The organism is Paenibacillus sp. JCM 18996, assembly GCF_055392555.1.
Genome location: NZ_AP043884.1, coordinates 781,943 through 796,998, shown reverse-complemented (window position 1 = coordinate 796,998; position 15,056 = coordinate 781,943). Strand labels below are relative to the sequence as shown.

Genomic DNA, 15,056 nt, shown 5'->3' with positions numbered 1-15,056 from the left:
TGACACCCCTATTCATCGACTAACCAAGTACGGAGCAAGTTGACGAATTCCTCCGGTTTCTTCTTTGCGAGCGATTCGAGCTGTTTGCGGACTTGATTGTCGTTAGATACAGTTTCAAGATCAATGGTCGGATACTCCGCTTTCGGAGGCGCGGCTGCAAACTCATCTTTTTCCTCACGCTTATGCTTTCTTCTCATCCAGAAGAAAACTCCACCCGCGAGAAGCGCTGTCGCCAATGCGCCGAGCCCTCCGTACAGCAGCCAGCTGGAATTGGTGTTGCTGCTTGCGGCGGCTGCAGTACCTGCAAAAGGCGTCGCCATCACGGATACTTTCTGCGCTAACTGAGCCTCCGTGTAGGTCACTCTGGAATCAGCCAGTGACGCTCTTACGATGTTGACCAGCAGTTTGTTCACTTCATTGATCGTTTGTGGAGATAAAGAATTCGGATCATTTTTATTTGGTGGTTCAATTCCCACATTAATGGTTAAATCTTTAACAACGAATGGAGAGTACGTGATCTCGTCATTGATATGGTTCACTTCGTAATTTACCGTGCGCGAAACCTCTTCGGATTTGGATTTGCCCGAACCGGTCGCTCCCGGATAACCAGGCACGTCCGTCCCCCCCGTACCGGGAGTCCCTCCGGCAGCGGCGCCGCCGTCACTGGTGTAGTTCTTTTGTATCTCCTGCAACGATATTTCCAGGCCCTTCTGGTCAATCTGATTAGGCGCGGTCACCATCTTGCGGCTCGTTTTTTGCTCGTCAAAATTCATGGTGCTGAACACGCTGACAATGACTTTATCCTTGCCCAGAATATTGCCCAGCATCGTTTGCACCGTCTTCTGCACATCGTTGCGGTACTGGTTATTAATTGAGAACATTTGGGCCGGCGTATTCTGGAGCGATCCCGAAGCGCCGCCGGTAGCATTCGGTCCTTTGGAGAAATTAAGCATATCGCCGTTCTGGTCAGAGATGGTAATGTTTTCCGTTGGAAGATTCTTGACGCTGTGAGATACCAGATTATAAAAAGTGTCTATCTTCGCTTGGTCCAATACATAACCTGGTTTGATATTTAGCACGACCGAAGCGGACGCTTTGTCCTGATTGGCAGGAAGGAAGCGATCCGGTTCCGGCAAAGAAATCAGCACTTTTGATGAACCGATGGCTTGATTCTGGTTAATTAACTGCTGCAGCTCCCCTTGAACCGCGTTGATATATTTTACATTGAATTCTTTGTCGCTTGTAGTCATACTGCTTTTGGAGTCAAAAGCGCCGTAACCGACATTGCCGTTCTTGTTCAATCCTTGCGATTCGACGTCCAGCTTTACGCTCGCGACCATATTCCTTGGAACCCCGATGCTTTTTCCGTCCGAACTGAGTTGATACGGTATTTTTGCCGTATCCAGGTAAGTCTTGATCGCCGCCGCATCCCCGGGCTGCAAATTCGTGTAGGCGAGCGCGTACTCTGTTTTGGACAAGTTGTAAGAGATAATGCCGATCGTCGCGATCATGATCAATACCGATGCGACGATCGTTATTTTATTCGCCCTGCTGAATCCATTCCAATACTGCTTGATTCGCGCCCAGTATCGGGCTAACGTTTCGTTCACTTTCTCACCTCATCTACAAATCGGACAGCCGCTTAAGGAATTACAATTGAGTTCGCATGATCTCTTGGTAGGCTTCCACAGCTTTGTTGCGAATTTGAACCGTCAATTCCAATCCAAGCGACGCCTTTTCCGTAGCGATCATCAATTGATGAACATCCGAGGTCTGCCCCGTGACAAACTGTTGATCGAGGCTGTTCACCCGGGCTTGCTGCTCATTAAGCTTGTCCATGGCCTCCGTCAGGAAGCCTCCGAACTGCTTCGACAGCTCCGAAGCCCCCGTCTGTGCGAACAACTGCTTCGGCGCTGCTTGGGCAGCCTGGAGAGGCATACTACCAATGCCGTTAATCATATCCATTCCCCCACCCTGTCATCTGTGATTGTATTATTTTCCGATTTCCAAAGCCTTCGTGATCATCGCCTTGGACGCGTTCAGCGCCGTTACGTTCGCCTCATAGGAGCGGCTGGCCGAAATCATATCCACCATTTCTTTCATGACATCGACATTCGGCATCATGACATATCCGTTCGCATCCGCGTCGGGATGGCTCGGATTATAGACCGGTTTTGCGGGCGCCGTATCTTCAAAAATTTTCGTAACTTTAACCCCCTCGCCTGTGCCGTCAGTCATGGCGTTCTTCAGCATTTGGTCAAAAGATTGTTGCGTCTTGGGTTCCAGTGTCACAAGCTTGCGCTGGTAAGGCTCCCACTTGCCGTTCACTAGTTTGCCGCGAGTCGTATCCGCATTGGCGATATTTGACGAAATCACGTCCATGCGCAGGCGCTGAGCGGTTAAAGCCGAGGCGCTGATGTCGAAACCGTTTGTTAACCTCATGTATTATCGGACTCCTCCAATCGCTGTACGGAGATGTTTAATCTCGCCGCCCACCTGCTGAATGATCGTATTGTAAGTGAGTTGATTCTTGGCCATCAAACTCATTTCATAATCCACATCCACGTTATTCAAATTGTTGTTCAGCGCGGTGTTTCTGTCTTCAACCACTTTAGCTGTCACGGGTGCCGAAGCATTGCCGATATTAAAATGTCTCGAATCCGTGCGGATACCCGTCAATGTCTGCTGGTTGTCCATTTGCTTGCGCAGCAGCTCTTCGAATTGAACATCGGATCGTTTGAACAGAGGAGTGTCGACATTTGCGATATTGTTTGAGATTACCTTTTGCCGGAGTGCCGAAGCGTTAAGGGAATTTTCCAGCAGATTAAAACCGGGATTATTCAATAAGAACATAAACGAAGCCATCCCTTTCGCAAGTAGTAGTGTGCTCTAGATTATTCAACGTTTGAGTGGAATAATCCTCCTTTGTTCGACAAATAAATACAAAAATTTTAAAAGAATTGTCTATTCTTAGAAAAACTTTCTATACTAAATAGTGAATAAATGAAGCGCTGAACACAATAAGAAAAAAGCCCTATCTTTTCAGACAGGGCCTGCTCTTTGTGCTCCGAAATAACTATTTACATTTAACCTTTTAATTGTTCCAATCCCTGCAGCAGCTGATCGTTCAATACACGGATGTAAGTTCCCTTCATGCCGAGCGACCGTGTTTCAATAACGCCCGCACTCTCAAGCTTGCGCAGCGCGTTAACGATGACCGACCTGGTGATGCCAACGCGATCCGCGATTTTACTTGCCACCAGCAGTCCTTCCTTGCCGCTCAGCTCCTCAAAAATATGTTCAACGGCTTCCAGCTCGCTGAAAGAAAGAGACCCGACCGCAACCTGCACGACGGCCTTGCTCCTCGCTTCCACCTCGTTCTCCTCGGCTCTCATTCTCACGATTTCCATGGCCACGACCGTTGCCCCGTACTCCGCCAAGATCAAATCGTCATCGATAAAAGGCTTCTCTTTGCGCGTCAATACCAAAGTGCCGAGCCGATCGCCGGCTCCCAGCACCGGCACCACAGTGACGAATTTTTGTTCCAGCAGGGTGCGGTCCAAGTCCTTTACATTGTTGCCCGCGTCCTCACGGTTTAAGTTGGATGCCGTCTCTTCGATGCGCAGCAAATAGTCGTTATACTCCGGGGGAACTCTGCGGTCTTCCGTGATAAGATTTTGCTCATCCTGGGGGCGGAACTCGTTGGCCATGGAAAATCCCAATATCTTGCCTTTTCTGCTTATCACATACACGTTCGATTCTATAATCCCGCCCAGCACTTCAGCCATCTCCACGAAATTTACCGCATGGCCCGCTTCCTTCTGCAAAAGCCGGTTTAACGTCCTGGTCTTCATTAACAAACTCATTAGTTCCTGCCTCCAACAATTCCTTTAAAAAAAATGTCCATCTCGGTTGTGTTTTTTTTGCAAATGTTCCGTTACAAAATATATTGGCTTAAATCGCGGTTTTGAACAATATCCGACAATTTTTCCCTTACATATTCAGGCGTTATGGTAAAATTATCCAGATTAATGTCGGAAGCTTCAAAGGACAAGTCCTCGAGCAGCTTCTCCAGAATCGTATGCAGCCGCCTCGCTCCGATGTTGTCCGTGTTCTGATTCACTTCCGCGGCAATCCGCGCGATCTCCTCGATAGCCCCGTCGGAAAATTCGACTGTAAGCCCCTCGGTCTGGAGCAGTGCCGTATACTGTTTGGTCAGCGCGTTCTGCGGTTCTTTCAATATCCTGATAAAATCCTCCTGCAGCAGGTTGGTCAGCTCCACCCGGATCGGAAAGCGTCCCTGCAGTTCCGGTATCAGATCCGAAGGCTTTGCGATATGGAAAGCACCCGCCGCGATAAAGAGCACGTAATCCGTTTTGACCGGACCGTATTTGGTCATGATGGTAGAGCCTTCCACAATTGGCAGAATGTCGCGCTGGACGCCTTCTCTTGATACATCCGGGCCGTGCCCCCTGCCTCCCGAGGCGATTTTGTCGATCTCATCGATAAAGATGATACCGTTCTGTTCCGCTCTCCGGATGGATTCCTGTATAACGTCGTCCATATCCATCAGCTTCTGGGCTTCTTCCTGAATCAGCACTTTACGCGCTTCCTTGACGGAAAGCTTGCGCTTCTTCGTTTTTTTAGGCATTAAATTTCCGAACAGCTCCTGCATATTCATTCCCATTTGTTCATTGTTCTGCCCTGCTAGCATATCCATCATAGACGGGGAATTGTCCTCTACATCGATTTCGATGATCTCATCCTCCAGCTCGCCCTGATGCAGCTTGGCAGCCGCTTCACTTCTCTTTGCGCTCAATTGGCTGTCCTTTTGCTCTTCATTGTCGCTGCTTACATTCTGGCCTCCGAAAAACACCTCGAGCGGATTGCGCTGCTGTTTTTGCTTGTTGGGATTAGGCACCAGTATCGACACGAGACGCTCGTTGGCCAGGTTTTCCGCTTTATCCTTAAGCTTCTCCGTCATTTCGGATTTCACCATACGGATAGAAGTTTCCACAAGATCGCGCACCATCGCCTCCACATCGCGGCCGACGTAGCCGACTTCCGTGAACTTGGTGGCTTCCACTTTGATAAAAGGAGCGTTCGCGATTTTGGCCAATCTCCTCGCGATTTCCGTCTTGCCGACGCCAGTAGGGCCAATCATAAGAATATTCTTTGGAATAATCTCGTCGCGGATCGACTCTTCCAGCCGGCTTCTGCGGTAACGGTTTCTGAGCGCCACGGCTACAGACTTCTTCGCATTCTTTTGGCCGACGATGTATTTATCCAATTCCGTTACGATTTCTTTCGGGGTAAGAGAAACATTCCTCACAGTCATTCCTCCTGATCATTACGAAATAGACCGGCTCTAATTCAGTTCTTCGACAATGATATTGTTGTTAGTATAAACGCAAATCTCCGCAGCCATAGTCAGGGCGGCATGGGCGATTTCCTTGGCAGTCATGTGCGGAGCATACCGGTACAACGCTCTTCCTGCAGCCAGCGCGAAGCTTCCTCCAGAGCCGATCGCGACGATGCCGTCGTCAGGTTCTATAATTTCGCCATTGCCGGAAATAAGCAAAAGCCCCTGGGCGTCCATCACGATCATCATCGCCTCCAGCTTTCTAAGCACGCGGTCGGAGCGCCAATCCTTCGCAAGCTCCACTGCCGCTCTTTGCAGATTGCCCTGATGCTCTTCGAGTTTGTTCTCGAATTTCTCAAATAAAGTAATGGCATCCGCAACGGACCCGGCAAAGCCGGCAATCACTTTCCCTCTGTAAAGCCGTCTTACCTTCTTGGCGCTGTTCTTCATAATCATGCTGTTGCCAAAGGTCACTTGGCCGTCTCCGGCGATAGCCCCCATACCGTTATGCTTGATGGCAAAAATGGTCGTCGCGTGAAAGGTTTGTTCCAACGTTCAACCCCCCTTTTATGAATGAGCCGCCTTCATTTGAATAATTTACGAAATACTAACATTCCTGCCCTTAGCAAAGACAAGAGCAATCCTGTGCTCACCCATTCTCTGTCGGTGAAAAAGGGAATGGCCACCTGGAAACGATAACCGTCAATCCTCGGCAAATGCGGGAAAGAAGCTCGCGGGCTCGGTGCTTGAGCAAAGATTGCATCTTTTGTTTGGAATATTGCAAAAATTATAGTAACACGCCGAGGCTTAGCCTAACAAGTTGACTTGTGTAAAAGTTGTGAAAAATTCTGAATACTTCCCAAAGCCCTGTCAGCGATATGTTCATACTTTATTTTTTTGTTCTTTATCCGTTCCTCCAGAGGCGGGAAAAGTCCGAAATTGGCGTTCATAGGTTGAAAATGTTTGAAATCGGCTGTGGTGATATACTGCGCCATACTTCCAAGCGCGGTTTCAGCCGGCAGTACGAGGCTTTCCTGTCCTTTAGCCATTCGTCCGGCGTTAAGCCCCGCAATCAAGCCCGATGCCGCGGATTCGACATAGCCTTCCACCCCGGTCATTTGTCCGGCAAAAAACAGCGTATCCCTGTTCTTGAACTGATAAGTCGGCTTCAGAAGGCTCGGCGAATTGATGAACGTGTTGCGGTGCATCACTCCGTAGCGGACAAACTCAGCGTTATCCAACCCCGGAATCATGGAAAATACCCGCTTCTGCTCCCCCCACTTGAGGTGGGTCTGGAAACCGACGAGATTGTACAGCGTGCCTGCCGCGTTGTCCTGTCTCAATTGAACTACAGCAAAAGGCAGCTTGCCTGTGTGGGGGTTGACCAGGCCCACCGGCTTCATCGGGCCGTACAGCGCAGTCTGCTTGCCGCGCTTCATCATCACCTCGATCGGCATGCAGCCCTCGAAGTAGATTTCCTTCTCGAACTCCTTAACCGGCGCGACTTCGGCAGTGATTAAAGCGTCATAGAAAGCGTTGAATTCCTCTTCCGTCATCGGGCAGTTCAGGTACGCGGCTTCTCCTTTGTCATATCGGGATGCAAGGTATACCTTGTCCATATTGATGGAATCTTTCTCCACGATAGGAGCCGCCGCATCGTAAAAATAAAGATATTCCTCTCCCATCAGCTCCTTCAGCTGTGCGGAAAGCGTGGGAGACGTAAGCGGTCCGGTAGCGACAACGGTGATTCCTTCTTCCGGCAGGCTTTCCACTTCTTCATTGCGGACCTCAATCAGCGGATGGTTCCGCAGAGTGGACGTCACGGCGTCGGAAAACAGGTCGCGGTCCACTGCCAAGGCGCCTCCCGCCGGTACCGCCGTTTCGTCGGCCGCTTTCATAATAAGTGATTTCATTCTGCGCATCTCTTCCTTCAGCACGCCGACCGCGTTGGTCAAGCCGTTGGCGCGCAGCGAGTTGCTGCAGACGAGCTCTGCGAATTTATCGGAAATGTGCGCCGGCGTTTTACGCACCGGGCGCATTTCGTATAATATGACCGGAACGCCCTGGCTTGCGATCTGCCATGCGGCCTCGCTTCCTGCAAGGCCGGCTCCGATCACAGTAACTTTCTGTAAGTCTGACAAAGCGGTTTCCTCCTAAGAGCTTTGCGGAGCAAAGCTGTCATCATAAGCATCAACTTTGAGCTTTGCGGAGCAAAGCTTCATCTTTCACAGCTCATCCTACATCTCATCCAGAGCTTCTTCCTCTTGCGCTTCTTCTTTATGGCTGCACTGTGTGCACTGATAAGTGGTACCGTTCTTCGTCCGCTTCTCGACCATATATGAACCGCAATGAGGGCAAGGTTTGTCTACCGGCTTATCCCAGGAAACAAACTCGCATTCAGGGTAACGGTCGCAGCCGTAGAAAATGCGTCCTTTTCTGCTTCTTCGTTCAATAATATGTCCTTCTCCGCAGGAAGGGCATGTGACGCCGATGTCCTTGACGATCGGTTTGGTATTGCGGCAGTCCGGAAATCCGGAACAGGCCAGAAATTTGCCAAACCGGCCCATTTTATAGACCAGCGGTTTGCCGCATTTTTCGCACACTTCATCTGAGACTTCGTCCTGGATTTCAATTTCCTTCATCTCTTCTTCCGCCACTTCAAGCCGCTTCTCGAACGATCGGTAGAAAGAGTCCAGAACCTTTACCCAATCTTCCTTCCCTTCTTCCACATGATCAAGGTCGTCCTCCATATGAGCGGTGAATTCGACATCAAGGATTTCTGGGAAAAACTCCACCATCAGCTGAATGACCAGCTCGCCCAATTCGGTCGGGACGAATTTTTTCTCTTCGATCGCCACATATCCGCGCTTTTGGATCGTTTCCAAGGTAGGGGCATAAGTGCTCGGCCGCCCGATTCCAAGTTCCTCCAAAGCTTTTACGAGGCGTGCTTCCGTATATCTGGGCGGCGGCTGGGTGAAATGCTGCTTGGGATCTAGCTTGCTTTGCTTGATGGACTCGCCCTGTTTGAGAGGAGGCAGCAGCTTTTCATCATCCGTCGTTTCATCGTCGCTGCCCTCAACGTAAACCTTCATAAATCCAGCAAATTTAAGCTTCGATCCGACAGAACGGAAGGTCGTATCGGCTACCGTGAAATCGACCGTCATTGTATCGAGTATGGCGGAGGACATTTGGCTTGACACGAACCGTTCCCAGACGAGTTTATACAACCGGAACTGGTCCCGGCTTAAATACTCTTTCACCGACTCCGGTTCCCTGCCAACCGAACTGGGCCTTATCGCTTCGTGAGCGTCCTGGGCGTTGGCGTTTTTCTTGAGATAAACACGCGGCGTTTCCGGATAGAATCCGCCGCCGTATTTGTTCAGGATGTACTCCTTCGCTTCTTCCTGGGCAACAGGCGAGATCCGTGTCGAGTCGGTACGCATGTAGGTGATCAAGCCGACAGTGCCTTCTGTTTTGCCGAGGTCAATCCCCTCATAAAGCTGCTGGGCCACAGACATCGTCTTGGCTGCGCGAAAGTTGAGCTTCCTGGCGGCTTCCTGCTGCAGGGAGGAAGTTATGAACGGCGGAGAAGGGTTCCTTTGCCGCTCTTTCTCCTTCACTTCGCTCACTACAAAATCGGCTTTCGCGATACGGTCTACGATGTCTTTAACCTCTGCCTCGTTGTGCAGCTCTTTCTTCTGACCGTTAATGCCATAAAATTTTGCCTCAAATTGACTTCCTTTGCTGATCAATTGAGCCGTAATCGTCCAATATTCTTCAGGCTCAAACGACTTTATCTCATTTTCGCGGTCGATAATGAGCTTGCACGCAACCGACTGCACCCGCCCCGCCGACAGCCCTTTCTTCACTTTCTTCCATAATAAAGGGCTGATTTTGTAACCGACCAGACGATCGAGAATTCTGCGGGCTTGTTGAGCGTTTACAAGATCCTGGTTGATTTTGCGCGGCGTCTTGAACGCGTCCTTGACCGCTTGCTTCGTAATTTCGTTAAAAACGACACGGCAGGCCTCATCTTCATTCAGCTCCAGGTAATGGGCCAGATGCCAGGCAATGGCTTCGCCTTCACGGTCCGGGTCGGCCGCGAGAAATACTTTTTTGACTTTCTTCCTGGCGTCTTTCAATTCTTTGAGTACGGAGCCTTTTCCACGGATGGTAATATATTTAGGTTCGAAATTTTTATCGACTTCTACGCCAATTTGGCTTTTGGGAAGGTCCCTGATGTGCCCCATCGATGCTTTCACGATGTATTTGCTGCCTAAGTATTTACCGATGGTTTTTGCTTTTGCGGGTGATTCCACAATGACTAGAGAATCTGCCATAGGCCTAACCTTCCTCCCAAACCGAAAATAATAAGTTTATGTTAAATCGATGTATATGCGGAACCAGGCAGTAATTTTGCCTTGTTTTTTAAAATTAACGATAACAGAACTGCATGTAAATGTCCAAAATCAAATCGTGTCGTTTCCAATAAGGAATCAAATGTAAGAATTTCCGAATGTATTAAATCGTATACCAATTGTTCCTCATTTGTCAAAATAGTGTGAATTTGCCGGGAGGATTCCACCTCTTGAGAAGGTAATGCATAACCGTATTCCTCCAAAATGTCGCCAGCTTCCGTAACCATCTTGGCTCCCTGTTTGATGAGCTGCAGCGTGCCCCTGCTTTTGGGCGAGGTGGCGGGACCGGGCACGGCGTATACGTCCCTCGATTCTTCCATGGCTTGATCTGCGGTGATGAGAGAGCCGCTCCTTTCCGCCGCTTCCACTACAAGCACTCCCAGGCTCAATCCTGCGATAATCCGGTTTCTCAGCGGAAAAAGGCCCGGATGCACCTTCGTTCCTATCGGATATTCGGAAATGAGCACACCCTGCGCGGCGATATCCCTGTATAATGAGAGGTTTTCAGGCGGATACACCTGATCGACGGGACAGCCCAGCACAGCGATCGTTCCAGCCTTTCCTTTTAACGCTCCAAGATGAGCTTCCGTGTCTATGCCGCGCGCCAAGCCGCTCACCACCGCCATACCGGCTTGGGACAGCTCAAACGACAGGCTCTCCGCCATCTTCTTGCCGTAAGCGGTGGGTGTCCTTGTGCCGACAATGCCGATAGAAGGTTCTCCCAACAGCTCCATTCGGCCTAGGGCATACAAAATCCACGGCGGCTGGGAAACTTGCTTCAAAATGGGAGGATAATCAGCGTCATAAATTGTTATAATCTGAGCGCTTTCCTTCCTGTATAAGCCCAGCCGTTCGAGGATAAATTCCTCGTTCAGCTGTCCCGACACTACTCTGGCTTTATCCTCCCGCAGTCCAAAGGACTTCAGCTGTGCGGCAGACATACACAATAGGGAAGGAAGATCCTCCACAGCGTTTATAAGGGTTAAAATCGTTTTCCAGCCGATCCCGGGCAGCTCGTGCCCCGAATATTACGTCTCTTGCCTCCATTGTCCATTCCCCTTTCAAAAAAAAACCTTTCAATTCCCTTGAGGGAAATGAAAGGTTGCTTACCTTTTGAGAAAATATTATTTTTTGGTGACGCATTTCTCCAGCAGGCCTTTTTCCTCAAGAACGGCTACCAGTGTCGCACCCATCTCGGATGGAGTAGCGGCAACGCGGATTCCGCATGCTTCAAGAGTGGCCACCTTCTCGGCGGCTGTCCCTTTGCCTCCGGAAATGATCGCTCCGGCATGTCCCATTCTTTTGCCGGCAGGCGCTGTTTTACCGCCGATAAATCCGACCACAGGCTTGTTCATGTTGGCTTTGATCCATTCAGCCGCTTCTTCTTCCGCAGCTCCGCCGATCTCGCCGATCATGATGACCGCGTAAGTGTCCTCATCTTCGTTGAATCTTTTCAGGATGTCGATGAACTCGCAGCCCTTCACCGGGTCTCCGCCGATACCTACTGCAGAGGATTGTCCGATTCCGCGGGTAGTGAGCTGATGAACCGCTTCATAAGTCAAGGTTCCGCTGCGGGAAACAACTCCTACATGGCCGGGAGTGTGAATGTATCCCGGCATAATCCCGATTTTGCACTCTCCTGGAGTAATGACGCCCGGGCAGTTCGGTCCGATCAGGACGGTTCTTTTGCCTTCCATATAACGCTTGACTTTCACCATATCGAGGACAGGAATGCCTTCGGTGATACAAATGACCAGATCCAGATCCGCATCGACCGCTTCGATGATGGAATCCGCGGCAAATGCCGGAGGAACATAAATTACGGAAGCTGTCGCGCCGGTTTCCTTCTTGGCTTGCTCTACCGTATTGAATACGGGCAGTTCAACGGTAGTGCCGTTCTCCAATGAAATCTCTACCTTGGTTCCGCCCTTTCCCGGCGTTACCCCGCCGACCATTTGGGTCCCGTAGTCCAGGCCGCCTTTTGTGTGAAACATTCCTGTGGAACCGGTGATTCCTTGAGTAATGACTTTTGTATTCTTGTTCACCAAAATACTCATTCTATTTTCACATCCCCCGAAATATTTGTCCTTACTTCACAAGAGCAACGATTTTTTGGGCTCCGTCCGCCATCGAATCCGCAGCGACAATGTTCAAGCCGGACTCGTTCAGCATCTTTTTGCCCAGATCAACGTTGGTGCCTTCCAGGCGCACAACCAGGGGACGATCAAGCTTCACCTGCTTGGCCGCTTCGATGACTCCGCTTGCGATGACGTCACAGCGCATAATACCGCCGAAAATGTTCACGAAGATTCCTTTTACTTTGCTGTCGGAAAGAATAATCTTGAACGCTTCGGTCACTTTCTCCTCCGTAGCGCCGCCGCCTACGTCAAGGAAGTTGGCAGGGTCTCCGCCGTAGTGCTTGATGATGTCCATAGTCGCCATGGCGAGACCGGCGCCGTTCACCATGCATCCGATATTGCCGTCCAACGCGATATAGCTGAGGTCAAATTTGGAAGCCTGGATTTCCTTGTCGTCTTCTTCATCCAGGTCGCGCAGCTCCAGAATATCCTTGTGGCGGAACAATGCGTTGGAGTCGAAATTGAGCTTCGCGTCGAGAGCCATTACATCGCCGTCGCCTGTTACGACCAGCGGGTTGATCTCTGCGATGGAGCAGTCTTTATCCACAAATGCAGTATATAGGGCGATCATAAATTTAGCCGCTTTGTTAACCAGCTCGTTAGGAATGTTAATTGCATAAGCCAACTTTCGGGCTTGGAACGGCAGCAAACCAACGGCGGGATCAATTACTTCTTTGAAAATTTTCTCAGGCGTGCGCTCGGCCACTTCTTCAATCTCCGTGCCGCCCTCTTCGGACGCCATCATGACTACACGGCCGGTGACACGGTCGATGACCACACCCACGTAGTATTCTTTCTTAATGTCGCAGCCCTGCTCGATGAGCAGACGCTTCACTTCTTTGCCTTCCGGACCGGTCTGGTGAGTGACAAGCACTTTCCCCAGAATCTGCTCGGCATATGTACGAACTTCGTCCAAACTTTTGGCAACCTTCACGCCGCCCGCTTTGCCACGGCCTCCCGCATGAATTTGCGCTTTGACCACAACTACGGATGTGCCTAAATCTTTGGCGGCTTGTACCGCTTCATCCACAGTGAATGCCACTTTGCCTTGGGGTACTTTGACTCCGTACTGGGACAGTACCTGTTTGCCTTGATACTCATGGATATTCATTTGCAAAATCCTCCCAACAGTAGTAGCTTGCAAAAATAAAACGAAGAAGAACGCCTGTCGACGTTATTCAAGGATGAAAAACAACCCTAAATCTATTCGGCGGACTGCAAAAATTTCCCTGCGAATTCTTATAAAGCCTGGGGCTTTTCCAGCATACCTGTTTAATTGTACCATCTTTTCTCGACAGTTTCCTCTTTTTTTCTATCGTAAATAACAATTTTATATATTCTAAATTTTCTGAGAACTAGAATCCTGCCGATTTTTATTATTTTCATGGAAATACAACGGGGCTGTCCCAACAAGTCATAAAAATGACTGAGGGAAGCCTCTCATTTTTTGTAAACAAAAAGAAACCGTTCTTTGTTAAAATGGAAGTACCACCCACCATTTACGAAAGGAACGGTTTCTTTGTACATTCAATATACCATGGATCAACTTTGCCTGCCAATGGACTTAGAAGAGGATATTCCCGCAAATCACCTCGTTCGCGTCGTCAATGCTGCAGTCAATCGTCTGGACGACGCCATCTTCGACGCGGCTTACCCCGGGGGCGGACGAGACAGCTATCACCCCAAGATGCTCACCAAAATCATCATTTACGCCTACACTCAGCGCATCTACTCCTCTCGCCAGATCGCCAAGGCCGTACGCGAAAACATTATGTTTATGTGGATCGCTGGCAGGCAACGTCCGGATTTCCGAACCATCAACCGATTTCGCTCGGAACGAATGAAAACCGTACTGGAAACGGTGTTCACCGCAGTTCTTCAATTCCTGGCTGATGAGAACTACGTGCAACTGGAGCACTACTTTGTGGACGGCACCAAGATCGAAGCCAATGCCAACCGGTATACGTTTGTTTGGGGGAAGGCTGTCGTGAAGCAGAAGGCCAAGCTCCAGGAGAAAGTGCAGACCTTGTTCGCCGCCATTGAGGAAGCCGAGAAGCAAGAAGAAGGAGTGAACGGGGGCCAGGATCTTCGCGAGTTGGGCGAGTCCTCCGCCATCACGAGTGAAAAGCTGGAGCATGCCGTCAAGCAATTGGAGGAGCGCCTGCAGGAGAAGCCAAAAGACAAGCCGCTAAAGAAAGCGGTGCGCATCCTCCGCAAGGACTTGCTTCCTCGCCTCCATAAGTACGAGGCACAGGAAAAAATTTTAGGCGCGAGAAACAGCTACAGTAAGACAGACCATGACGCGACCTTCATGCGAATGAAAGAAGATCACATGCGAAACGGCCAGCTTAAGCCGGGCTACAATGTGCAGATCGGCACCGAACATCAATTCATTGTCGGCTACAGTGTGCACCAGCGACCTACTGATACGCGCTGTCTCATCCCTCATCTCGAAAAAGTAAAATCGCAGTTAGGTAAGCTGCCAAACAACGTCATCGCCGATGCGGGCTATGGCGGTGAAGAGAATTATGACTACTTGGAGCAGAACGAAATCAGTGCCATCGTCAAATACAGCACTTATCACCGTGAAAAAAGCAAGGCATGGCAAAAGGACATTAGCAAGATCGACAACTGGACCTATAACAGCGAGCAAGATACGTGGACATGCGCGGCGGGGCAAACGCTCCATTTCCGCAGATTGAGCAAGGAGAAAACGGAAAGTGGATACGAAATCGAATACCGTCACTACCGAAGTGCCGGTTGTGAGGGCTGTCCGCTGAAGCCGCAGTGTACGAAAGCCCAAGGTGATCGCGAGATCAAAGTTAGCATGAAGTATTTGCGGCTAAAGAACCAAGCCAGTCAAAAGCTCCGCAGCGAAGAAGGCTATGCCCTGGCAGTGAGGCGCATGATCGAGCCGGAGCCCGTGTTTGGCGATATGAAGAATAACCGAGGTTTCAAAAGGTTCCTGCTTCGAGGCTTACCGAAAGTAAGTCTGGAGGTCGGGTGGCTTTCCCTCGCCCACAATCTGCTCAAGAAAGCAGCGGTGGACGCCAAAAACCAAGGAGCTAAGCGTCTACAATCCGCTTAGCTCCTTGGTTTATTCTTTATTTCAACATGTTTTGTCGCTGAGGGCGTTCC

At 50.0% G+C, this 15,056-nt stretch carries 13 protein-coding genes; 1 reads left to right on the top strand and 12 read right to left on the bottom strand.

Annotated features, from left to right (window positions below):
• Positions 1–8: 8 nt before the first annotated feature.
• The 12 genes from fliF to sucC all read right to left on the bottom strand — a co-directional run bounded on the left by fliF (position 9) and on the right by sucC (position 13,029).
• Positions 9–1,610: a flagellar basal-body MS-ring/collar protein FliF gene (gene fliF / locus ACZ5N7_RS03855; RefSeq protein WP_464657567.1), complete on the bottom strand. Its 1,602-nt coding sequence runs from the start codon at positions 1,608–1,610 to the stop codon at positions 9–11.
• Positions 1,611–1,650: 40 nt separating this feature from the next.
• A complete protein-coding gene (fliE, locus tag ACZ5N7_RS03850) occupies positions 1,651–1,959 on the bottom strand; it encodes a flagellar hook-basal body complex protein FliE (protein WP_464657565.1) in 309 nt (102 codons plus the stop codon).
• A 33-nt stretch (positions 1,960–1,992) separates the two neighbouring features.
• Positions 1,993–2,442 carry a flagellar basal body rod protein FlgC gene (flgC, locus tag ACZ5N7_RS03845; protein ID WP_464657563.1) on the bottom strand — a complete coding sequence of 150 codons (450 nt, stop codon included), beginning with the start codon at positions 2,440–2,442 and terminating at the stop codon, positions 1,993–1,995.
• Positions 2,443–2,445: 3 nt separating this feature from the next.
• The gene (gene flgB / locus ACZ5N7_RS03840; protein ID WP_464657561.1) at positions 2,446–2,853 is read right to left on the bottom strand and encodes a flagellar basal body rod protein FlgB; all 408 of its coding nucleotides are present in this window, start codon (positions 2,851–2,853) and stop codon (positions 2,446–2,448) included.
• A gap of 233 nt (positions 2,854–3,086) precedes the next feature.
• Positions 3,087–3,866, bottom strand: a complete 780-nt coding sequence (gene codY, locus ACZ5N7_RS03835) for a GTP-sensing pleiotropic transcriptional regulator CodY (RefSeq protein ID WP_464657560.1) — start codon at positions 3,864–3,866, stop codon at positions 3,087–3,089.
• A 71-nt stretch (positions 3,867–3,937) separates the two neighbouring features.
• Positions 3,938–5,332, bottom strand: coding sequence for an ATP-dependent protease ATPase subunit HslU (hslU, locus tag ACZ5N7_RS03830; protein WP_464657558.1), 1,395 nt, complete (start codon positions 5,330–5,332; stop codon positions 3,938–3,940).
• A 36-nt stretch (positions 5,333–5,368) separates the two neighbouring features.
• On the bottom strand, positions 5,369–5,914 hold the full coding sequence (gene hslV / locus ACZ5N7_RS03825; protein WP_464657556.1) for an ATP-dependent protease subunit HslV: 546 nt from the start codon (positions 5,912–5,914) through the stop codon (positions 5,369–5,371).
• Positions 5,915–6,174: 260 nt separating this feature from the next.
• Positions 6,175–7,503 (bottom strand): FADH(2)-oxidizing methylenetetrahydrofolate--tRNA-(uracil(54)-C(5))-methyltransferase TrmFO, encoded by a 1,329-nt coding sequence (trmFO, locus tag ACZ5N7_RS03820; RefSeq protein WP_464657554.1) that lies wholly within the window; start codon positions 7,501–7,503, stop codon positions 6,175–6,177.
• 96 nt (positions 7,504–7,599) lie between these two features.
• Complete coding sequence (topA, locus tag ACZ5N7_RS03815; RefSeq protein ID WP_464657552.1) at positions 7,600–9,702, bottom strand: type I DNA topoisomerase; 2,103 nt, start codon at positions 9,700–9,702, stop codon at positions 7,600–7,602.
• Between the two features lie 41 nt (positions 9,703–9,743).
• On the bottom strand, positions 9,744–10,721 hold the full coding sequence (dprA, locus tag ACZ5N7_RS03810) for a DNA-processing protein DprA (protein ID WP_464659132.1): 978 nt from the start codon (positions 10,719–10,721) through the stop codon (positions 9,744–9,746).
• Positions 10,722–10,904: 183 nt separating this feature from the next.
• Positions 10,905–11,837 carry a succinate--CoA ligase subunit alpha gene (gene sucD / locus ACZ5N7_RS03805; protein WP_464657551.1) on the bottom strand — a complete coding sequence of 311 codons (933 nt, stop codon included), beginning with the start codon at positions 11,835–11,837 and terminating at the stop codon, positions 10,905–10,907.
• Positions 11,838–11,868: 31 nt separating this feature from the next.
• Positions 11,869–13,029, bottom strand: a complete 1,161-nt coding sequence (gene sucC, locus ACZ5N7_RS03800) for an ADP-forming succinate--CoA ligase subunit beta (RefSeq protein ID WP_464657549.1) — start codon at positions 13,027–13,029, stop codon at positions 11,869–11,871.
• A 408-nt stretch (positions 13,030–13,437) separates the two neighbouring features.
• Between sucC and ACZ5N7_RS03795 the strand changes: the two genes are divergently transcribed.
• Positions 13,438–15,006: an IS1182 family transposase gene (locus ACZ5N7_RS03795; protein ID WP_464657547.1), complete on the top strand. Its 1,569-nt coding sequence runs from the start codon at positions 13,438–13,440 to the stop codon at positions 15,004–15,006.
• Positions 15,007–15,056: the final 50 nt, after the last annotated feature.

Excerpts from the sequence above, each read along its gene's own strand:
- fliE (WP_464657565.1), bottom strand. The coding sequence starts at position 1,959 with ATGATTAACGGCATTGGTAGTATGCCTCTCCAGGCTGCCCAAGCAGCG.
- flgC (WP_464657563.1), bottom strand. The coding sequence starts at position 2,442 with ATGAGGTTAACAAACGGTTTCGACATCAGCGCCTCGGCTTTAACCGCT.
- flgB (WP_464657561.1), bottom strand. The coding sequence starts at position 2,853 with ATGTTCTTATTGAATAATCCCGGTTTTAATCTGCTGGAAAATTCCCTT.
- codY (WP_464657560.1), bottom strand. The coding sequence starts at position 3,866 with ATGAGTTTGTTAATGAAGACCAGGACGTTAAACCGGCTTTTGCAGAAG.
- topA (WP_464657552.1), bottom strand. The coding sequence starts at position 9,702 with ATGGCAGATTCTCTAGTCATTGTGGAATCACCCGCAAAAGCAAAAACC.
- dprA (WP_464659132.1), bottom strand. The coding sequence starts at position 10,721 with ATGTCTGCCGCACAGCTGAAGTCCTTTGGACTGCGGGAGGATAAAGCC.
- sucD (WP_464657551.1), bottom strand. The coding sequence starts at position 11,837 with ATGAGTATTTTGGTGAACAAGAATACAAAAGTCATTACTCAAGGAATC.
- sucC (WP_464657549.1), bottom strand. The coding sequence starts at position 13,029 with ATGAATATCCATGAGTATCAAGGCAAACAGGTACTGTCCCAGTACGGA.